The following is a 21,824-nucleotide window of genomic DNA, read 5'->3' as shown; positions in this document are numbered from 1 at the left end:
CGGCTATCAAAGCCGATCGTTACTTGAAAAATAGTTGTTTGATTTCATCAAAAAATTTGGTGCAGACTGCCAAGATCCCAGTAACGAATACCATAACGGCCTGAACAAATTGATTTTGTTGAATCGCTGAGGTCAGCGAACCGGAGACATTGCTGCTTCCAGAACCAAAGTTTAAAAACGAAGAACTGATCTGATTCAAGTAATTGAACGGGATCCCGATCAACTGCTTAAAGAGAAAGAAAAAGACCAGGATCCCTAAACTGCTAAAAACTACTTTTCGCAATAGGTGCCTGGACTGTTTTAATTCCGATCGTACATCAAAAACGGCTGAACCATACATATTGCCCAACTCCTTACTTTCCTCTTAACCACGTGATCTCTGCTTTTGACCATCCTTTTGGCACAGTCGTATCAGGATAAACCGGCGTGAGTAACAATTCATCTTCTTTCTTTGTTTTACTATCAATCGTCGCATACATGTTTGCGTAGACCGAAAGCGTTTGGTTCATCGATAATTGAATAAAGTTACGGCCAATCACATTCGATTGCAGCGTCAGATTGTAGTCCCCTTTTTCTGCCCAAATCGGCAAATAAAACTTTCTTCCCCCATCAAGTAATTTGTTTGGTATTTTTTTTGTTGGATTTTTTACTTGTTCTTGCGTATACAATGCACCCGTCTTCTCCTCTACGCTTATTTGAGGAAACTCAAATTTTGTAGAAGTAATTGCGGCAGTCGTTTGTTTCGCTACTTGATTGACCGTACGATCTAACGGGATTTGAATGTTCCCTTTTGATTCGACATACTGAAGATCTAAATAGGTATCGACTAGCTTCGTTGGAGAAGAAAGCGTAAACGAAAGTAATGGCGTATCTTGGATCTCACTGCTGTAGATCGGTTCTAATGTGATTGGTAGTCCATAGCCCGTTTTTGACGAACGCTGTTCTTCAAAATCAAATTGAAGGGTCTCTTTCTTTTCTACATACGCTTTGGTTTTTCTCGTTGCTTCTGTTTGACTCACTGCGCCATAGGAAAGCTTACCGCTTTTCAGATCCGCATTGGTGAGGACTTTTTCTGAAGCGGTATAGCCGAATGTTGAAAAATCAATCGTATCTGTTTCAGCCTTTACTTTGTCAGGATTTTTCAGTACCTGAAGGGAAAGAGAATACGGGACCTTCTCACCCTTAGTAAAGCCTGCAGTAGGCAAATCAACAACTAGGCTTGAAGCATAAGAACCAAGTGAAATATCTTTTGTAAAGACAGTTTTCTTCTGCTTTTGATCAGTTACAGTCAATCGATAAAGGACATTTTTCAATTCTTCTTCGTAACTCGCTGACTTAGAAAAAGTGATCGTCGCCTTCAAATTGTCGGTCAATGACGCTTTGCCTGTCAGTATTGAAACTTTCTCGGCATTGATCTCTAATGACGGTAGATAATACGGGATCTCAAGTACAAGATCTTTGCCAGCAACGACCCCACTTCTAGTCACTTTTGAGCGGTAGCGATTGCCTTTCACGTCGAATAGATCATCCAGCGGCTTATACTCGTACGACTCCCCATCGTACTTGGTCTCAACGACTTGTTTAAGCAGCGCTTTTTCTGTTTCTGTCACATGATTCACTGTCAGCTTGAATGCTGGCAAAGTAGTTGTAACAGCGTTTGAAGAAGCAGTTTTCGTTCCTGTTTTCACACTACCTTGCTTACTGAAGGACAGTGTTGCTTTGTTTTTAGCGGTCAGAACTTCTTGCTTTAGCATCATTTTCGTACGTAGATCATATGATTTTCCATAAAATCCAGAAGTTGTAAGTGCAGTGCTTTTCGCAGTAGCAATCACTTTCCCGTTCGTCAGATCTTTGGTAATTGTAAATTGATCTGTCACATCACTACCTTGCGCCAAAACTTGTACCGTAGAAATAGCAACCGTTTCAGCTGGAAACTGGTCTTCTATCACAAAATCAGCTAAGTAACGAGACCCTAGTTTTTCTACCGTACTTGTCGTTAAATCATATTGTAGAAAATCATCGGAAGCAGCTGACCAAGTATTGCTGGTTTTGCCTGTCTCATTCTTGTCTGATACCGTCTTTGAAGCACTTAATTTGTACTGATTGGTGATTGTTAATTTCACCGGCTTTGCTTCAGTCACATCTGCAGTAATGGTAAACGAGTAGTTTTTACTATCTGTTTCAAAACCAACTGCTGCCGTTTTTTCCTTAAAGTAATAGGATCCCAGCGTTAGATCCTTTACTTTCAGTTGGCCATTTGTATCGGTTTTTAGATTATCTTGTAAAATGGATCCATCCGATTTGTATAGTGTAAACACCACACCATCTAACGACTTTTGATCGACGTCTGCGATTTTGGTAAGCTCTACAGCCCCTGCGAGTCGCTCGTTTGTCCAGGTCTTCGATACATTCGTATTTTCCCCTACCGTGATTGAAAACTCCGTTCCGTTTAACTTGTAACCTGAAGGAGCGGTTATTTCTTTCACTTTGACTACTGACCCAGCCTTTAATCGTTCTCCTAGCTTTGCCTTCCCATCCGTTCCTGATTTTACGTCTGTTGTCTTTCCATCATACGTAAAGCGGAAGGTCGCATTTGCTAACGGCTTTTTCGTATCTGCATCTACTTTCAAGACATCCACAGTCCCTTTTCGCTTCACATTCACGGTTACGGAAGTTGAAACATAAAAAGAACCAGTGACCAGTTTTTGATACGAACCGTTCGCCCAGACAGTAGTGGGATATTTTTCGTTTGTTTTCGACCCTTTCACCATATTTACAGTGATTTTTGTTGCAGTGGATCCATTCGTATCGACGGTTAATTTATTGCCACTAATTGTCGCTTTTGCCCCACCGCTGACGGATTCTACATAGAGGTTATGATCACCCCAACTGTTTTTCACAGTAAAGGTTGCTTTTTCTCCTTCATAGACCGTCTTAGACGTTGCGTCCCATTGCGGACGTGTGCGGATCTGACCAGCTCGTGTAGTCATTTTGCTTTTCCAGTCAGTCACACCAGCTTTGTGGTTTGGGGTAATGGTGATACTTTTTGGTTTTTCATTTGAATTTTCCCAAACAAGAATCTGTGCGGCCATCCAACGTTGTTTTCCAGCGTCGTTATTTGCCCAACCGCCTAACTCACGGTAAGCACTAATAATGGACGTGATCGTTTCTTTTTGAGAAGTACTCAAATAGCTGCTTCCGGCATCCGTGTACGTCTTAGCTGCCGTGACCCCTGCTTGTAAACAAAACGCATCTTTCCCATCGATCGTACGTCGGATCCCTCTGTCTTCTGTATAAGAATAGCCGTTGCTGCGAACGATATACATCAGCCAAGGATAACCAGCTGGTGGATTGATCGTTGTTTCAGAAACTGTTTTTGAAACAGAAGCCAGCAAAGCAACTTTGCTTTCTTTTAGCATAGAAGGAACATCATTCAAGTTGTTCGTTTGGTTCAGGATCTCTTCAGCATAAAAGAAACGTGTCTGCATCAAGATCTGTTCGGATTCTTCTGAATCTTTGGCTTTTGACAATTCTTCAGCGACTTGATCTTCTTCAATAAATGGAAGATCGTCACTATTGACTGCCGATTGCAGCGATTCAACATCATTTAGATCGATTTCATCAAAGTCTTTGATTTCTTGATCTGCCTGATCCGCTTTTTCCTGGCGCTTTTCATCGACCCCTACTTCAACAGCTGTAAAGTCTCCTTCTGTTTTTTCAGCGATCTGCGGTGTATCTGAAGAAAGCAGCTGTTCTTTGTCTGATTTGTCTGCTACCACGTACAGTAAGCCATCCGCACCTTGAACAACGGTTGATTCCTGTTCTTTGTTTAAGGTCTCTTCCGATACTGCAGCCACTTCCTGATCCGCTTTAGCGGTATCTGTTTGTTCTTGTGCCAAAACATAAGGAAAGTTGGCCATAGCAAGAAGAGAAATGATCATCATTGAAAACGAAACGACGAGTTTGTACTTCTTTTTCATTGGTACCTGTTCACATCCTCTCCTTCAAAATAAATTTTCGAAAAGGACGGTGGCGCTCGATTACGCATTCTTTGTTCCTTGGCCATATAAGATCATAGGCGGTCTCCTTCGTTTAAATAACTTTTTGAGTTCTTTATATTTAGTGTATGCAGCTCTTGTTTCGATATGTGTTGTTCTTGATCAACGATAAATAAAAAGTCGCCATTCGTGAAAATATTTTTCCAGCGACTTTTTGTTTTGTTTTATCTTTATCGATAACCACGTCTACATGATCCGTATTACCGTGTAATACTTGTTTCCCAGCGACCACTTGCACAACGGTCTTATAATTACTTTTCGTGATCAGTGAAACTTCGTCAATTTCAAAAATACTTTGGCGATCGACCAAGCCATTACTAATAATTTCTGCCAGCTTATTCACGCTCAAGCGAATATACTGTAATGCTTCACCGTTTCCTGTAAAACTTAGGGAAACCTCCTTTCCTACGGTTAAATACAAGGTTTTCTTTTCAGCAACCATCTGTTTCTGCCCTCCCTTCACTCATTTTTTATCTATCATTTATGAACTTCGACAGACGTTTTTCATACGCTTCCTCCTTCTTGAGTATTAAAAAAAGCTTGAGATTCCATTCCCAAGCTTACTCTTCTTATTCTGTTAAACAGCTAAACCGAATTAGTTGATTTACTGTCTTTTTTACTTATAATAAATAAGGATATAATAGTTTGTTTGGTCTTTCTAGCGGAAACTAGGAGGACTTTTTTAATTCTTTCAAACAAGGTCAAAACCGATCCCAATCATCTAATGCACGTTGATCTGGCGATAATTCGGCTAATTTTTCATTGTAACTGTCAACAAGAATTTTGTGTTTCAAGTCCTTCAATCTATCGATTTTGCTTGATAGTTCTGCCCTTATTAATATCCTATCATCGTTCAGATCCATCAACTGTGCATTGATTCGACGAATCATTTTTTCAATTTCCTGTAGAGTGTCTTTCTTGAAAGAATGATCATAGTAACAATTTTTTTGTAAGTACTCTTGATTTTCTTTTGATAGGTACTGGTCAATATCTTCCTAATTGGACATTTTCGCATACAGATATAGCCCATACACACATAGAAAAGGTTACTATCATATAGATAATACTCATATCAACCTCCTGTCCTTGATTTTCCCGTATCAATGACTATCAGATTCCTTGACGGATCATCAATATATATTTAAAATGTCTGTAATGCTTTTATATTCTTTTAACTAACCCTTTCAAGTTTTTGAGGCATTGCCAGCAATCAATTGGTTGTTGGCTTTTTATTTGCTCAAAAAGATTAATTAAAGTAGTATTTAAAAAAAGGCACACTCCTAATCAAAAGTATTGAGGCCCGATCAATTTTAAACGTAGCCTTTCCAGTATCCATGCTCCAATGGGGCTGGTTTTTTTGTTGCAATTAGTCCGCTATCGCTGACTTTGAAGCCGCGATCGTTATTTCGAATCTCAAACGTTTTTTAATCGGTTATTTCTTTGAAGTATTCCGGCAAAATTTTCATTTCATGATCGAATGGGATTGTTATTTCTGGTTTCATAATTTCCAATTATCCTATTCCGTAAAATCTGTCAATTAATGACTTCCCCTTCCTTAGAAGAAAAGGATCCTCTTCGAACAGTAGCATGATCTAGCTTTTGTTGCTCTTCTTATTTTAATCTAATCTGCTTGTTACGCCGTGTCTCTTTAAATACATTTGGATTAGTTTTTCTCATTCTTTTCAGTTGATTCGTCTTCAGAATATTTCCCTCCTGTTCAGTTTTACATTTGATATAGACAAGAAATAATTTCAAATTTTCCGCTTTTCTAGGAGAATCTTGATCTGCAATACGCTAATTAAAAGCCAAATGACTATAGTTATTGCAATAAGCCACTTAATTAAAACAAACGATATAACCAACCCTTGAGTGCCGAATAAAAATAATGTACCTAAGATTCCAATACCAAATAAAGTTGTTATTACAATCAGCGTCGACAGTAACCGACTTTTCAACTTTTCCATTTTTCTTATTTTCTTCGTGATCTTGACTATTTCAGAGACTTTCACTTTTATCACCTTCTAGAAAGTGAAGTTGAAGTAGCATTGATCGCAGCGAACGTGAAAGTAAAAATGAAGATAAATACAGCAACATTCAGCAATCTCATGTTAACTTTAAACATTATCTTCAAAAAAAACTTTCCAACTGCAAATAACTTATTTGTCTTCGTCATAACTTCAACTCCCTTTTTAGATTTTAGTATTAACCAATTAAACATTTTTTGTTTACCAGATTCAAAAATAGAACAAAATAAAAGTCGCAGATTTTTACAACCGGAGAAATCTAACTCCTATGAAGGCCGGATATTCGCTCGCACACGTGCGGTCTTGGCAAATCCTTCAATGTTTTTGGCTCACCAGTTCATTGTATTCCTGGTTACTCTAAACCCCTTAGTAGCCATGCTGATCAGTTTAGAGAAGAAAATATTTTCTTATTACGTATTTAGTTATTTTCTAATTATAAGCTAATTCATTTGGGAAATTTGTGCTCGTTTTTATTATTACTGTACCAATATTCATTTATCATTTTTAAGTATTCATCATTTTCTATTTTCTTTATAAGGTTATATGCACCTAAGTAATTGTTTTTTTTCTTTTTTTTGAAAAAGTATTTATTTTTTTTAATTGTCAATAATCTACAATTTTTACTAATTCTTTGAGCTAGAACTTCACCATCACGATCATACAAAAATTTTATCTGAGGAAAAATTTTTGCTAATTCTTTACTATCAAAATATATTTTCTTGATTCTTCCATCTTCAAAATACTCTACATATCTATATGCAACCCCGCTGTGCAATTCCCATTTTTGTGAATTTAGAAGTTTTACATTCGTATTAATTTTTGTTAAATCACTTAAACGCAATTCTATTCCTTTGCTCATGTATTCCTCCTGTTAGCTATGTCCTTTATGAATTTATTAAGCACGTATAAAATAAACAAAAATTACAACACTTCAAATTTTTTTATGGATTTTATTATAGATAAAACACATTCTTGATAACAGTCTTCATCAAAGTGTCCATATATAATTGATTTTTTTATAATCAACGGCTTAAACTTTTCAATAATTTCTTCAATAGCTTCTGAGTCTCCATTTTTTGCTTTGATCATTATGTTTTTTAAACTACTCATTTTTTCTCTCCTAAATGATTTTAAAACCGCACAAATTTCTTCTTATTTTTTTGTATAATCTTATTTTAAAATTTGTTACCCCCTGTCTGGTTATGCCAAAATTTTTTGCAATTTCAGAATCTGTTTTCTCAAAAAAAAATTTTAATATAAGAATAAACTTTTCTTTATCTGTCAATGTTTTACTTAGATAAATAACAAACTCATTACTTTCAATTTTATTTAAAATTTTATAAGGATTATTATTATTAACATTGCTTTCTAATCCATTTTGATTAACATCTATTTCATCAAACAAATCTCCCAACTGTATTTCTTTTTCATATAACTGATACATAGTCCTAATATAATTTTTTGAAGTATTTACAATAACTTTTGATATATATTTTGTTATTTGTGCTTCAATCTTTTCTTCACAGATATTCAATGTATTCCTCGCATTCTAATTAATTGGAAAGAGTATTTTTTTCACTTCCCTTCACTTTTCTATCACAGATACTTTATAGATAACGTATCTTCATTTTACTCTTCATTCATAACAACAAATTCGAGATAAAAAAGACACAAAAATATGATTTGAATAAATAAAAATCGAATCAATTTATTTAATTGTTTCCTTTTTCAAAATAATTTGTTATTACTACTGAGTAAAAGTATGAAAATTAAAGGAGCTCGGATGGAAGAATTTAGAATTCAATTAAGCGACTATCAACAAAATCAAATAAAAGAACAACTGTATAAATTAATCATTTCAGAAATAGAAAATGTAAGAAAAAGTGTTAATTTAGATTTTAGGTATATGAATAAAAAGCAAACTTGTCGCTATTTACAAGTATCTAACAATACTTTGGATAAATGGATTTCTTTAGGATTACCTTTGATAAAAATAGGAGGATCGGTTCGGTTCGACAAAAAATTAATAAATGAATGGTTAAATAGTTTAACAAATTGATTAGTAGTGATAAAATTGAGTTACAGTGTTTAGTTTCGGCTCGCATTTTCGGAGGTAAATACTATGTCAATTACAAAAACTAAAAACAACACGTATCGCTTAAGACTCTACTATCCTCAAGACATACAAGAAATATTGGGAATTAAAAAATTGTATTCGAAAACTTTTAAGTCTAGAAAAGAGGCGAAAAACGCTGAGGTTGATTTTTACGGTAAAATCAAAGAAGTACGTGCAAATAAAGAACAAAATGCTCTCGAACTAGGTGGTGAAACCTTGTTCAAGGATTTCTATACAGATATTTGGCTTGATGCCTATACTTCGGGTCTTACAACTAACAATACCACCCCTCCTACTGTGGTTACTATTGGTAATACCAAAGATGTATTTAGAATTCATATCCTACCAATGTTTGGTAAATATACATTAAACTATCTCAATAGGAACAAAACATTTGTTCTACAACTAATGACAAAAAAAGCAGCAGAATACGCCAATTTTAAAACTTTAAGAAGTTATGTTAATTCAATATTTGATTGGGCTGAAGAGTTGGACTATATTGAACGAAATAAACTAGGTAAGTCTCTCAGACGAATTAAAGCAACAAAAAAGAATCAATTGAGACAGGCCCGAAAAGAAGACGATTTATATCTATCTTTTGAACAACTTCAAGAATGGTTGATAGCCGTTCAAAACGATCATGAAAGTGGACAACTGATTTTACAAGACTATGTATTATTTCTAACTACATTCTTTCTATCCGATCGAAAATCGGAAACTTACGCTATCAGATGGAAAGATGTGAATTTCACTACTTCTCAGATCACGATTGGTAAAGCCCTAGATAAATTTGGAAATGAAAAAAGCACGAAAGGAAATAAAATAACTATTTTCCATATTCCAAATGAACTAAAGCAATTACTTCAACAATGGAAAGACAAACAAAAAGAAGAACTAGCTCAATTTGAAATAGAGCAAACCGAAGAGCAGCTACTCTTTACCTTCTTTGATAATAAGGGAAATATCAACCAAAGACTTCATACAGATTATTTGAACTACCGTATGAAATCTATTGAGAGACGACATAAACACCTCACCCATGCGACTCCCCACAAGCTACGGCATACTGGAGCAACTTTAGCCAAACAATCTGGTGTAGCTCTGGAACAAATATCTGAAGCATTGACTCACAGCGATACCAACATTACAAGAACCTACGTAAACACACCAAACGTGATTCAAATGCCTATCGGTGAAATTGCCTACCGCAAATTGTCTCAAAAAGAGTCAGACCGGAATGGTGTCAACAATGGTGTCAACTCAAAAAAAGACGCTTCGCAAAGTGACTTGCGAAACGCCTGAAAGTGTTGATATAAAGCTGTTTTTAACGTTTTGAAAACTGTGAAGCTTTACGAGCTTTCTTAAGACCTGGTTTTTTACGTTCAACCATACGTGCGTCACGAGTAAGTAAGCCAGCACGTTTAAGAGCTAAACGGAAATCAGGATCAACTTGTAACAATGCGCGTGCGATACCGTGACGGATTGCACCTGATTGTCCAGCGTATCCACCACCATTTACGTTTACAAAAACATCGTATGAACCTTTAGTTTCTGTAACGCCGAATGGTTGGTTGATTACTTCACGCAAGTCTGCGTGTGGGATGTATTCTTCAACATCTTTTTTGTTAACAGTAATTTTACCAGTACCTGGTACTAAACGTACGCGGGCTACTGCATTTTTACGACGGCCAGTGCCGATATATTGAGCTTGTGCCAATGAAATTCCCTCCTATTAGATTAAGTTTGTGATGTCCAATACTTCTGGTTGTTGTGCAGCATGTGGGTGTTCAGCGCCAGCATAAACATGAAGTTTCATTCCTTGTTTACGGCCTAAAGTGTTTTTAGGAAGCATGCCTTTTACAGAAGTTTCGATCAAACGACGAGAATTTTTAGCACGTAATTCTCCAGCAGAGACTGATTTCAATCCTCCTGGGAAGTTTGAGTGACGGTAATAAATTTTATCGCTTGCTTTGTTACCTGTTAATTTGATTTTTTCTGCATTAATGACGATTACGAAATCGCCTGTATCCACATGAGGTGTGAATGTTGGTTTATTTTTACCACGTAAGACAGATGCTACTACTGCTGAAAGACGACCCATAGGAACATCTGTTGCATCTACTACGTACCATTTACGTTCTACTTCGCCTGGTTTGGCCATATATGTTGTACGCACAATTTTTTCCTCCAATTCAATTTCACGAATGTTTGACATACACTTGAGTTTCCGGGGCTCTTGTGGGGCAAACAATACCATATAACATAATACCTTCTATAAAGCCTAATGTCAACGTAATTCCGCCTCTTTTTGAAAATTTTCTCCATTCGTTTTCTGCCATTTTCTCTGAAAAATGAAACTTGTTGCTGCCGGCTTCTAAAACTGAATACCATAATGAATATCGTGTATAAACTTTCATTAAAAAAGTGAGCATTCACTACTTTTCCTCAATCACCGATAATAGTATAAAAACCTGATAATTACCACTTTTATGTATAAATATTTAATTTCGCCCTTGATTTATTATTTTTATTCTGATAAGATAGCTTCAATCACTTGAAAACATGCGGAAAAGGAGTTAATAAGTATGAAAGAAAAAGTAATATTGGCCTATTCTGGAGGATTAGATACCTCCGTTTCAATTAAATGGTTAACGGACCAAGGATATGATGTGGTGGCTTGCTGCCTAGACATCGGTGAAGGTCGCGACACCCAATCCATTAAAGACAAAGCGTTGGCAGTTGGCGCGATTGAATCTTATGCCATCGATGCCCGCGAAGAATTCGCCCAAGATTTTGCTTTGATCGCTTTACAAGGCAATACTTTTTATGAAAATTCTTATCCTCTTGTTTCCGCTTTGTCTCGTCCATTGATCGCCAAGAAATTGGTGGAATTGGCATTAGCAACTGGCGCAACGACCGTCGCCCACGGCTGTACTGGTAAAGGCAACGACCAAGTTCGGTTTGAAGTGGCGATCGCTGCTTTAGCGCCTCACTTGAAAGTCATCGCACCGGTTCGGGAATGGAAATGGTCCCGGGAAGAAGAGATTGCCTATGCGGCTGAAAAAGGGGTACCGATTCCCGCTGACTTGGACAATCCGTATTCCATCGACCAAAACTTGTGGGGACGTGCCTGTGAGTGTGGCGTCTTAGAAGATCCTTGGGCAACGCCGCCAAAAGGGGCCTACGCCATCACGCAAGAATTAGAAGATACTCCTGACGTACCAACGATCGTTGAGATCACCTTTGATCAAGGGGTACCGACCGCCATTGATGGCGAAACGATGAATCTAGCAGAATTGATCATGAAACTAAACCGGATGGCTGGCGAGCATGGCGTTGGTCGGATCGACCATATCGAAAATCGTTTAGTAGGGATCAAATCACGGGAAGTTTATGAATGTCCAGGAGCGATCGCTTTGATGACGGCTCATAAAGAATTGGAAGATTTGATCTTTGTACGGGAATTGGCGCATTTCAAACCAATCATCGAGCAGCAATTAGCCCAAGTCATCTATGACGGCTTATGGTTCAATCCATTGACGGAAGCCTTGATTACCTTCCTGAAAAGCACGCAAGTCTACGTCAACGGGATCGTGCGTTTGAAATTGTTCAAAGGCAACGTCATCTGTGAAGGACGGAAATCTGAAAACAGCTTGTACGATGAAAACTTAGCAACGTATACTTCTGCAGATACCTTTGATCAGCATGCGGCCATCGGCTTCATCAAATTATGGGGACTGCCAAGCAAAGTGCACGCTGAGATCCAAGCACAACAGCAACTAACAGAAACATTGATTTAAGTATGCACGGCTGAAGCTGCCGCTTCAGCCGTAATCTTTTTTTGAGGTGAGAATATGGCAAAATTATGGGGCGGACGTTTCGATGGGAAAAATGAAGCATGGATCGATGCTTTTGGGGCTTCCATCACGTTTGATCAAAAGTTAGCAAAACAAGACATTCTTGGCAGTTTGGCCCATGTCAAAATGCTGGTCCATACGGGTATCATCAGTCAAACCGATGGCGAAGCGATCATTGGCGGCTTGACCACGATTCAGCAGCAATTGTCCGCTGGCGAATTGACCTTCACGATTGAAAATGAGGACATCCATTTAAACATCGAGACATTCTTGCATGAATTGATTGGACCAGTGGCAGGCAAATTGCATACTGCCCGTAGTCGTAATGACCAAGTGGCGACCGATATGCATTTGTATTTGAAAGAAGTCGTGCAAGACGTGATCACTTTGATCGCTGAATTGCGAGAAGCGCTGGTTTTACAAGCCGAAGCCAACATCTACACCATCATGCCCGGTTATACCCATCTGCAGCATGCACAGCCGATTTCTTTTGCCCATCACCTCTTAGCCTATTACAGTATGCTGACGCGTGACCAAGAGCGTTTCAAAGAGAGTTTGAGCCGCATCGATGTGATGCCTTTAGGCAGTGCCGCTTTGGCAGGAACTACCTTCCCCATCGATCGTGCCTTCACCGCTCAAGAGTTAGGGTTCAGCAATATTTACAGCAACAGCCTAGATGCGGTCAGCGATCGTGATTTTATCTTGGAATTTTTAAGCAACGCCTCTTTATTGATGATGCATCTGTCTCGTTTTTGTGAAGAGCTGATTCTTTGGTGCAGCCACGAGTACCAATTTGTGGAGCTGACCGATACCTTCTCCACCGGCAGCTCCATCATGCCTCAAAAGAAAAACCCTGACATGGCGGAGCTAATCCGTGGAAAAACAGGACGTGTCTATGGGAACCTCTTTGGTCTTTTGACGGTCATGAAGGGCTTGCCGCTGGCGTACAACAAAGATTTCCAAGAAGACAAAGAAGGCATGTTTGACAGTGCCGAGACCATCACGAAAAGCTTGCAGATCATGACGGGCATGATCGCAACGATGAAGGTCAATCAAGCACGGATGCAAGAATCCACTGAAAAGGATTTTTCCAACGCAACAGAATTAGCGGATTACTTAGCTGGCAAAGGCGTGCCTTTCAGACAAGCCCATGAGATCGTCGGCAAGCTCGTCAGTGAGTGTTTGAGCAAAGGCATCTATCTGCAAGATGTTTCCTTGGAAGACTACCAAGCGATCCATCCTGCCATCGACAGCGATATTTTTAAAAAACTTGACTCCTATACCGCCGTCAAAAATCGCCATTCTTATGGCGGCACCGGTTTTGATCAAGTGGCACAGCAAATTGAAGCCGCTAAAGCATTATTGGCAGGCAAGTAAAAAAACCAGCGAAGAAAATTCTTCGCTGGTTTTTTGTTGATTAATGACGTACGCGAGATTTCGCTGGATCGATCAATGGCGCTTCGCCTAAGTGCGCTTGGATCATCCAAATACGTTTTTCGATGGCTGTTTTGAAGCCGATGAAGATATCTTGGGTTGGATCATCGCCTTCTTCACCAGATACTTCGATCCCTTTTTGGTATAAGTCCGCTAAGTAACGGTAACCTTCCACCAATGTAGCTAAGCGTTCTGGAATCGTGCGGTCCCAGTTACCGACTTCATCAGGGATTTGAGTATGTTCTGCCATTTCACGCAAAGTTGAATATGGTGAACCGTCTAATGTAATCAAGCGTTCAGAAACTTCATCCAATTGCTCATTTAGATCATCCATGAATTCGTCCATCATTGGATGCAATGTCAAAAAGCCAGGTCCACGCATGTACCAGTGCGTTTGGTGAACGACCATAGCCATTTGGCTTAAATCAGCAACAAGTTGGTTTAATACTTCTTTTGTTTGTTCAAATTTCATAACGATTCCTCCTCTAAATTATCTATTTTAAGGATAATACGAAACAAATAAAAAGTACAACAAAATCATCTATTTGAGAAAATTTCTCACTCTCTTACGTATTTCTTTATAAGGGGGGACGAAAAATGACGGTTTTCGTGTTTTTTTTAGGCGCTTTACTCGGCTTCTTTTGGCTTTTGCTCTTACAAACCCTGTTTTGGAATCTGCCAAAAAGTGATTCTCGTTCTCACTACCAGAAAGTGAACAAAGTTTCGGATAACCATTGGTTTCTTCTCCTTCCTACGAGATGGCTTTCACCCCCGTTTTATTGGGTTTTCGCCTGCTTGTGCTATGGCGGACTTTGCGGGGTTGCCTTTCATGATTCAGAAAGCTTCCTGGCTTTTGTCTGGCTGACCAGTGCCTTTTTACTCAGCTTGACCGACTTGATAGACTATAGCGTCTACCCGCACCTGCTGTACCCCGCCCACCTACTGCTAGCGCTGGCACAGCTTAGAAGCGGCGCTTCTTTTCAATGGCTGTCTTTAGGCTTGCTGGTTCCACTGGTCTTTTTTGTCTGGCAGGAAAAAATGGGCGGCGGCGATCTCTTAGTGCTGGCAGGTTGGAGCATTTGGCTAGCGCCAACGACCCTTTTGGCCCTCTTACTGGTAGCCAGTAGTCTTGGGCTCCTCGCTTTTTTTAGCTATCAAGGCATCTGGAAGAAACGATTGGCGCAGTTGCCCTTCGTCCCCTTCTTGAGTCTGGGTTTGCTGATTGTTCGCTTTCTAGCGTTTCATACTTTTGACGCTTTTTTTCTTTGAAGTGAAGAAAAACAGGACAGGAAAAAGCGGGACAAGTTGGCCTCATCCCGCTTTCTCTTTCTGCTCTGTTGCTTCTCCTGCCTATGATAACGGCGTTCGTTTTTTGCGATCAAGGTAGATGCCCACTGCAATTACTACTAACAACAGTCCCAAGACGACCCAACCAGCGGTCGTGGTGTCATTGGTTTTCGGTAAGTTGTCAGTTCCCGGCTTCGGTGTTTTGCCTTCTTTGACATGGTTGTTGAATACCATCTCTGCCGTTTGCTCCGCTTCAGCTACTAATTTTCCTGCTTGATCTTTGACTGTGACCGTTACTTGATAGGTGGTTTCATCATAGATGATCGTGGCGTCGTTGCCAGCTTTTTCACGAATCGTGTAACGATGTTCCCCAGCATCGTCATACGTCATTGCATCAAAGGTAATCGTTCCATTTGCGTCATTGCGTTGGGTTTGCAGAACCTTTCCAGCTTCATCCACTAATTCAAATGCGAATTCGTTGGCTTGCAAATCTCTACCCGTCAAGACTTTCTTAGCACTTAGTACGACACTGCCTGCTTGTGGTTGGTAGCTGTTTTCAAAGACTTGATCGCCTTCGTATTCCGCCACTGCGGTCAACTGTCCAGCTTCATCGGTGACGGTCACGACTACGGCCAGTTCTTTTGCATCGTAGGTGATGGTACCGTCAGTTCCTGCTTTCTCACGAATGGTGTAGTGGTACTCACCTGTTTCATCATAGGCGAGAGCGTCAAAGTAAATCTTGCCAGTTGCGTCATTGGCTTTTGTTTGAAGAACAGTTCCGTCTTCATCGACTAGTTCAAAATCGAATTCATTTGCTTGTAGTGTACGACCAGTTAAGACTTTCTCGGCACTTAGTACGACACTGCCTGCTTGTGGTTGATAGCTGTTTTCAAAGACTTGGTTGCCTTCGTATTCGGCAACTGCGGTCAACTGTCCGGCTTCATCAGTGACGGTTACAACTACCGCCAGTTCTTTTGCATCGTAAGTGATGGTGCCATCAGTTCCTGCTTGCTCACGGATGGTGTAGTGGTACTCACCTGTCTCCTCGTAAGAAAGAGCATCAAAGTAGATCTTGCCAGTGGCATCATTGGCTTTTGTTTGAAGTACAGTCCCGTCTTCATCGACTAGTTCAAAATCGAATTCATTTGCTTGTAACGTGCGGCCGGTCAAGACTTTCTCGGTACTCAGTACGACACTACCAGCTTTTGGCATATAGTCGTTTTCAAAGACTTGGTTGCCTTCATATTCGGCAACTGCGGTCAACTGTCCCGCTTCATCCGTCACAGTAACGACTACCGCTAGTTCTTTCGCATCGTAAGTGATGGTGCCATCGTTTCCTGCTTGTTCACGGATAGTATAGCGGTATTCGCCTGCCTTGTCATATGCAAGAGCATCGAAGGCAATTTGTCCGGTTGCATCATTGGCTTTTGTTTGAAGAATGTTACCTTCTTCATCTACCAGTTCAAAGATAAATTCGTCAGCTTGTAACGTGCGGCCTGTCAAGACTTTCTCGGAACTCAATACGACACTACCAGCTTTTGGTGTATAGCCGTTTTCAAAGATCGCATTACCATCATACATTGCTTTTGCCACTAGTTGCCCGTCTTCATCGGTTACTTTCACGACAACACCAATTTCTTTCGTGTCATAGGTAATGGTACTATCTGCGCCAGCTTTTTCCCGAATCGTATAACGGTATTCGCCGACTTCGCCATATGTCAATTCATCGAAATAGATTTGACCATTTACGTCATTGGTTTTCGTCTGTAACACGTTGCCTGCTTCACCGACTAGCTCAAAGGCAAACTCGTTGGCTGCTAGTGTGCGGCCTGTCAACACTTTCTCTACATTCAAGACCACACCGCCAGCTTTTGGCGTATAGTCGTTTTCAAAGACTTGGTTGCCTTCATATTCCGCAACTGCGGTCAATTGTCCGTCTTCATCGGTGACGGTCACGACTACCGCTAGTTCTTTCGTATCGTAAGTGATGGTACCGTCAGTTCCTGTCTTCTCACGAATGGTGTAGTGATACTCACCTGTTTCCTCGTAAGGGAGCGCGTCAAAGTAGATCTTGCCAGTTGCATCATTGGCTTTTGTTTGAAGTACAGTTCCGTCTTCATCGACTAGTTCAAAATCGAATTCATTTGCTTGTAAGGTACGACCGGTTAAGACTTTCTCGGCACTTAGTACGACACTGCCGGCCTTTGGTTGATAGCTGTTTTCAAAGACTTGGTTACCTTCATATTCCGCCACTGCGGTCAACTGTCCGTCTTCATCGGTGACGGTCACGACTACCGCTAGTTCTTTCGTATCGTAAGTGATGGTGCCGTCAGTTCCTGCTTTCTCACGGATGGTATAGCGGTATTCACCTGCTTTATCGTAAGGAAGAGCGTCAAAGTAAATCTTGCCAGTTGCATCATTGGCTTTTGTTTGAAGTACAGTTCCTGCTTCATTGACTAATTCGAAGTCAAATTCTTCTGCTTTCAAATCACGACCAATCAGTACTTTCTCAGCACTCAAAACGACACTACCGGCTTTTGGCGTATAGTCATTTTCAAAGACTTGATTGCCTTCATAGACTGCTTTCGCAATCAACTGGCTGTCTTCTTCAATGACAGTCACAGTTACCTTTAGTTCCTTGTCAGTATAGGTGATGGTTGGATCGTTGCCGGCTTTTTCCCGAATCGCATAGTGGTACTCGCCAGGCTCGTTGTAAGTGATGGCGTCAAAGGCAACTTGACCGTTGTCTTCATTGGTTTTCGTTTGAATCACAGAATCAGTTTCATCCACTAACTCAAATGTAAATTCGCCGGCTTTTAGCTCGCGTCCATCAAGCATTTTCTGAACATTCAAGGCAAGGGTTGTTTCTTTGATTTCTCGCTTATTGGCTAGTTCAAAAACATAATTGACTTGCTCATCAGAAATAGTGAAGGTGTACTGAGTCGCATCTCGCTCGTATCCTTCTGGTGCGGTGATTTCTTGGATCATGTAATCGCCGTAACGCAGATTGTCGATCCGTTCAATGGCGTTGCCGTTTTCCATGATCTGATTGTTTTTCACCACCAGATTCGACAAGATGACTTCATAGGTGTTTTGCGCATTTTTGCGGCTTAATTGGAAAACTGCTTCTTCATCGATCCCTCGTTCTTTGGTGCCATCGGCATCGTATTTCACGATCGTCAAGGAGCCGTTTGTCCCAGAAGAGGTTCCGCTACCGTCTGTCGATTTGATGGTAACTTCTTTGGTCACTGTGTGAATTTCAATCTCACTACCCGTCAAATTGACACTATTGGCCACCCGTTCATTGTTCAAAATCCCGGGATCAAGCTGTGTTTGATAAACGATAAAGTACGGTTTATCAATCATTTCTTCAAAAGCGATCACTAACGATTGCGTCCCTGCGACCACATCCGAGGTGATTTTCGGATTGTCTTCGTTGGTGAAGGTAACTTTTTCCCCTTTTTCCCACGTGCCATTGTTTAAGACTGCTTCATACACCTCTACGATCACGTTATCGTCGGCATCGCGTAAAAAGGTGTGCTGATTGTAGTTGATGGTATCGGTCACTACCGCATTGTGGATTTTGCGACTGTCAGCGTTGATCATGATTTCCCAATCGAGCAACCGATTGTTCTCGGCATTCTGGCTGCCGTTTTTCATCAACCAGTCCGTTTTCGCAGACTTGTCGACTTGCCCATCGGCAGTCAACGTTGTGTCATTGTCCGTCAATGTAATAGTATTTTTGTAGGTAAATACTTCTTCAGATGCTTCCGTTGCCAAGAAGACCGCCAGTGTTTCTGACGTTTCTTTCAGCAAGGTGATCGTAACTTTCTTCGTGTCAGGGTCATAAGTGTAACTGTAATCCTCGTTTAGCACCAATTGCTCTTTCAGTGCTCTGACTTGTGTCGTATATCCAGTTACCGTGACCGTGTAAAGCGCCAAGTCTTTCAAAGTTTGACCTTCTTGCAACTGGTCCGTGATGATTGCATCTTTATTGATTTTTTCTTTGTACGTATTGAATAGCCCCATCCAATAGACTTGATCGCTTGAAGCAGTCTGCTCATTAAAAATAGTTCCTAGATTCCGGCCTAATACAGCGGTAATCGCTTTGGCGACATCTTCCCCTTCACCAATGAATAGGCCGTATTTCAAAGCATTTTTTAACCAGTTGGTATCCATCCAAGTATTGGATTCAGAAGCTTCCGTGAACGTATTGCCAGCTTCGTCTTTATAATGGACAAACGCTGCATTACTAAAACGGCTGCTAGAACTTCCTAATGCGATCTGCTGTGAAACATCGAAGCTGGTTTTGAAATTAACAGTGATCGTTGCCGAGATCGTTTGGTACGCCCCTTGCAGCTTGATGCGAAAACCAGTCTCAAGTTCCTTCGTTGAGCCATCGGCTAGCGTTTTCGTTTCTGTGATCAGCTCTAGCGTATAGTCGGTATTGAGCGCTAAAGGCTCGGTCACCCCGCTGGCTGTCACGACTAGCGTATCCGCCAATAAAGCTAAAGCACTGCTGTTTGCGCCAGAGATCAATTGATAGCGGTCTTCTATAATCAGGTCGCTAACTTTTTGCTGATTGGTATTGGCTTCAATTTTCCATGCGACAGTCTTCGCCTCATAATCTTTAGTGCCAGCGGTTTTCACGACACCGATCGTTTTGGTTGGTGTCACTGTCCCGCTGCCCGTCAACGAGGTATTTTGATTGTCGCGGATCGAAGCGTAATTGTATATACGGGTATCGGCTAAAACCGATTCATACAACTGGGTGTCGTATTGGATCTTGTAGTAGCCAGCTTTGGCAAACGTGATGCCAAAGCGGACGATTTCCCCCTCTTTGTCCAGCTGGTATGACCCATCAAAGGACCAGTCTCCTGAAGGGACTTGGTTGCCATCTTTGTCTGTGATCACCAAAGTTTCTGGAACAAAAAAGTGCAAGGCTTTTTCAGGATCTGTTCCCGAGTAGGTCTGATCCAAAACTCTGGCTTGATCTTTGTCCAATGTAACGGAAATTTCCCAAGATGCTCGTTTCGTTTCTGGATCGTAGCCTTTAAATCGTTTGTATTCTGATTGTTCATCATAGGTAACCGTTGCTTCTGCGGTTTTTTCTGTAAAATCGCTACCGTTGATTGTTGCCGTGTTTTTGAAAGAAGAAGCCGTTGGATCGGTGACTGCACTATTAATCACGATACGAACTGGTTGATTAACCGTTTGATTGAAGGTAAACGTATTGTTAACACTGTTAAACGTATATAAGCCATCGGTACGAATCCATTCATCGGTGGATTCATCGTACAAGTAGCCTGTCGAGGTACTATAAGCTAATCCTTGTGGCATCTTATCGGTGATCACAACATCATGCAATTCACGACTGGCTTGGTTAAAAATAATTTCCCAAACCACTGAACCGCTGGAAGTCACGTTACCCGTCTTAATGATATCGACCTCATAAATAGGTAATGTAATGATGATCTCATGGCCATCTTCATCGTAAATCCCGGTAGGAATGGTCACTTCTTCAGTAACGGTGCTTACACTTAATTCAGTGATCAGATCAATAGTCCCTGAGCGGTTGGAAAGTGTTTGTGCCGCCTCATTAAAAGTAACGGTCAATGTACCATCGAGTGCTAAGGTAAAGCTTCCGATCGATTGTCCGCCGGAACGGGTCAATTCACCACTGACGGTGTTATGAATGGCAAAATAATTCGGCAATTGATACGTATAATAATCACCAGCGCGAATTTCTTCCGTATCTGCTAACGACCAGTCAAAATGAATTTTGATATTGTCATTATACATCGGTGGATTTTCGGCTGTGAAGGGTTGATCGTTTAAGTCAGTGATTCGGACATTGTCAAAAAGCTGCACGCCCCGTTCGTTTAGGTTGGCACTAAGATTTTCAGCGGTAGTAGAAGCTTCCGTTTCCGTCTCTGTCTCAGTATCTGGTGCTCGGGGTTGAATGCTGTTTTGATTCAGTGTCGAGGATGCTTGGGTTGCTTGACTTTCACTAGGGACGGTTGCTTGTTCTTCTTCTACTTGACTCGTTGCTGACTGAACTGCTCCCGCTGTCGATGAATCCGTAGGTGCTTTTTCCGTATCGATCGTTCCGGTCACAGGTTCAGTACTTTCTAATGTTTCGGTCGTTCTTTCGGTACTTTCGGTTGCATTGATTGCTTCTGCTAGAATGATCGTTGGTTCACAAAAAATGGAACCAAGCAAGACTAGCAAACATATATAGATAGAAAATTGTTTTTTCATAATTGTTCATTCCTTTTTATATATTTTTTTTCAATTGATCTCGGAAGTGCTCTGCGTATAACATTGTTCAACAGTGAGCAATATATCCCAATAAACAACTGCTTTTTGCCTCCTCACTAAGGTTCAATCATTTTGGTCTTTGCTACTTGTATCAAACGTATTACTACTATTCCACACTTCTATTTTCCCAAAATTTTGGGGTGGGATGTATTCAAAAAAAATACAACACGCAATTTTTTTGAATACATGTAAAAACGTGATACTATTTACTTAAAAGGGGGCTCAGGGGCAATCATGTTACGGAAATTGTTATCATCTACAACACAAAAGAAACTACAGCTGATTGAGTATTTATTAGACGATCAGGGGACGAGTCTTCACGATTTGGCAGTGAAATTTTCCATTTCAATGTCTGCAGCGAAAACCTATATCGCGGAAATCGACAATGAATTTTCGTTTCTGGACTTACAATTTGACGATTATTCAGCTGTTCGCCTACACTTGCAGCCTTTCGCTACTCGACTAGACGTATACAGCCAGTTTTTAAATCGCTCGTCTGCGTTTCAATTGTTAGAACTACTCTTCTCATCAAGTTTCACTAGTTATGACATGCTGGCACTAGAATTAAATTTAAGCAAGTCATCGATCATTCGTTTGATCAAGAGGATCAATTTGGTTCTGGCACCGTATGATTTCTTCATCGCAACCAAACCCATCCAGTTAAAAGGAAATGAAAACAATATTCGCCAATTTTTCTGATTTTCTTCTTAGAGAAGTACCAGTATGA

At 40.4% G+C, this 21,824-nt stretch carries 18 protein-coding genes; 6 read left to right on the top strand and 12 right to left on the bottom strand.

Features of this window, described 5'->3' with window-relative positions; all coding sequences use genetic code 11:
• Positions 1 to 19: 19 nt before the first annotated feature.
• From IAE45_RS11495 to IAE45_RS11465, 8 genes are all read right to left on the bottom strand, one after another.
• A complete protein-coding gene (locus IAE45_RS11495) occupies positions 20 to 340 on the bottom strand; it encodes a hypothetical protein (RefSeq protein ID WP_148844165.1) in 321 nt (106 codons plus the stop codon).
• 13 nt (positions 341 to 353) lie between these two features.
• Positions 354 to 3,980 (bottom strand): MSCRAMM family protein, encoded by a 3,627-nt coding sequence (locus IAE45_RS11490; RefSeq protein WP_200127123.1) that lies wholly within the window; start codon positions 3,978 to 3,980, stop codon positions 354 to 356.
• Positions 3,981 to 4,119: 139 nt separating this feature from the next.
• Complete coding sequence (locus IAE45_RS11485) at positions 4,120 to 4,500, bottom strand: hypothetical protein (protein ID WP_233619027.1); 381 nt, start codon at positions 4,498 to 4,500, stop codon at positions 4,120 to 4,122.
• A 259-nt stretch (positions 4,501 to 4,759) separates the two neighbouring features.
• Positions 4,760 to 4,948 carry a hypothetical protein gene (locus IAE45_RS18930; protein WP_233619026.1) on the bottom strand — a complete coding sequence of 63 codons (189 nt, stop codon included), beginning with the start codon at positions 4,946 to 4,948 and terminating at the stop codon, positions 4,760 to 4,762.
• 420 nt (positions 4,949 to 5,368) lie between these two features.
• Positions 5,369 to 5,470, bottom strand: a complete 102-nt coding sequence (locus IAE45_RS19365; protein ID WP_376707402.1) for a hypothetical protein — start codon at positions 5,468 to 5,470, stop codon at positions 5,369 to 5,371.
• Between the two features lie 1,057 nt (positions 5,471 to 6,527).
• The gene (locus IAE45_RS11475) at positions 6,528 to 6,941 is read right to left on the bottom strand and encodes a hypothetical protein (protein WP_200127125.1); all 414 of its coding nucleotides are present in this window, start codon (positions 6,939 to 6,941) and stop codon (positions 6,528 to 6,530) included.
• A gap of 62 nt (positions 6,942 to 7,003) precedes the next feature.
• On the bottom strand, positions 7,004 to 7,192 hold the full coding sequence (locus IAE45_RS11470; protein ID WP_200127127.1) for a helix-turn-helix domain-containing protein: 189 nt from the start codon (positions 7,190 to 7,192) through the stop codon (positions 7,004 to 7,006).
• 10 nt (positions 7,193 to 7,202) lie between these two features.
• Entirely contained in the window at positions 7,203 to 7,616 is a 414-nt protein-coding gene (locus tag IAE45_RS11465; RefSeq protein ID WP_200127129.1) for a sigma-70 family RNA polymerase sigma factor, read from the bottom strand.
• Positions 7,617 to 7,844: 228 nt separating this feature from the next.
• On the opposite strand from IAE45_RS11465, the gene IAE45_RS11460 reads away from it, so the two are divergent.
• Complete coding sequence (locus tag IAE45_RS11460; RefSeq protein ID WP_325123423.1) at positions 7,845 to 8,141, top strand: helix-turn-helix transcriptional regulator; 297 nt, start codon at positions 7,845 to 7,847, stop codon at positions 8,139 to 8,141.
• A gap of 63 nt (positions 8,142 to 8,204) precedes the next feature.
• Positions 8,205 to 9,500 carry a site-specific integrase gene (locus tag IAE45_RS11455; protein WP_200127131.1) on the top strand — a complete coding sequence of 432 codons (1,296 nt, stop codon included), beginning with the start codon at positions 8,205 to 8,207 and terminating at the stop codon, positions 9,498 to 9,500.
• A gap of 22 nt (positions 9,501 to 9,522) precedes the next feature.
• Here the strand turns inward: IAE45_RS11455 and rpsI are convergent, their stop codons facing one another.
• Together rpsI and rplM are read right to left on the bottom strand one after the other, a co-directional pair.
• Positions 9,523 to 9,915: a 30S ribosomal protein S9 gene (gene rpsI, locus IAE45_RS11450; protein ID WP_003128901.1), complete on the bottom strand. Its 393-nt coding sequence runs from the start codon at positions 9,913 to 9,915 to the stop codon at positions 9,523 to 9,525.
• Positions 9,916 to 9,930: 15 nt separating this feature from the next.
• The gene (gene rplM / locus IAE45_RS11445; RefSeq protein ID WP_301280258.1) at positions 9,931 to 10,377 is read right to left on the bottom strand and encodes a 50S ribosomal protein L13; all 447 of its coding nucleotides are present in this window, start codon (positions 10,375 to 10,377) and stop codon (positions 9,931 to 9,933) included.
• Between the two features lie 406 nt (positions 10,378 to 10,783).
• On the opposite strand from rplM, the gene IAE45_RS11440 reads away from it, so the two are divergent.
• The gene (locus tag IAE45_RS11440) at positions 10,784 to 11,998 is read left to right on the top strand and encodes an argininosuccinate synthase (RefSeq protein WP_200127133.1); all 1,215 of its coding nucleotides are present in this window, start codon (positions 10,784 to 10,786) and stop codon (positions 11,996 to 11,998) included.
• Between the two features lie 54 nt (positions 11,999 to 12,052).
• Positions 12,053 to 13,432, top strand: a complete 1,380-nt coding sequence (gene argH, locus IAE45_RS11435; protein WP_081119186.1) for an argininosuccinate lyase — start codon at positions 12,053 to 12,055, stop codon at positions 13,430 to 13,432.
• A 40-nt stretch (positions 13,433 to 13,472) separates the two neighbouring features.
• Here the strand turns inward: argH and IAE45_RS11430 are convergent, their stop codons facing one another.
• Positions 13,473 to 13,961, bottom strand: a complete 489-nt coding sequence (locus tag IAE45_RS11430) for a Dps family protein (protein ID WP_005230382.1) — start codon at positions 13,959 to 13,961, stop codon at positions 13,473 to 13,475.
• A gap of 125 nt (positions 13,962 to 14,086) precedes the next feature.
• Here IAE45_RS11430 and IAE45_RS11425 point away from each other — a divergent pair, with 125 nt between their 5' ends.
• Positions 14,087 to 14,758 (top strand): prepilin peptidase, encoded by a 672-nt coding sequence (locus IAE45_RS11425; protein ID WP_081119187.1) that lies wholly within the window; start codon positions 14,087 to 14,089, stop codon positions 14,756 to 14,758.
• An 81-nt stretch (positions 14,759 to 14,839) separates the two neighbouring features.
• Here the strand turns inward: IAE45_RS11425 and IAE45_RS11420 are convergent, their stop codons facing one another.
• Positions 14,840 to 21,037, bottom strand: a complete 6,198-nt coding sequence (locus tag IAE45_RS11420; RefSeq protein ID WP_200143129.1) for a Spy0128 family protein — start codon at positions 21,035 to 21,037, stop codon at positions 14,840 to 14,842.
• Between the two features lie 294 nt (positions 21,038 to 21,331).
• Between IAE45_RS11420 and IAE45_RS18925 the strand changes: the two genes are divergently transcribed.
• Complete coding sequence (locus tag IAE45_RS18925; protein ID WP_233619025.1) at positions 21,332 to 21,796, top strand: helix-turn-helix domain-containing protein; 465 nt, start codon at positions 21,332 to 21,334, stop codon at positions 21,794 to 21,796.
• The last annotated feature ends 28 nt before the right edge of the window (positions 21,797 to 21,824 follow it).

Origin of the sequence: Enterococcus sp. S53 (assembly GCF_016516865.1) — a bacterium.
Taxonomy (GTDB): Bacteria; Bacillota; Bacilli; order Lactobacillales; family Enterococcaceae; genus Enterococcus_D; species Enterococcus_D innesii.
Note: the sequence above shows the minus strand (reverse complement) of the source record. Positions and strands in the feature narration are given on the sequence as shown.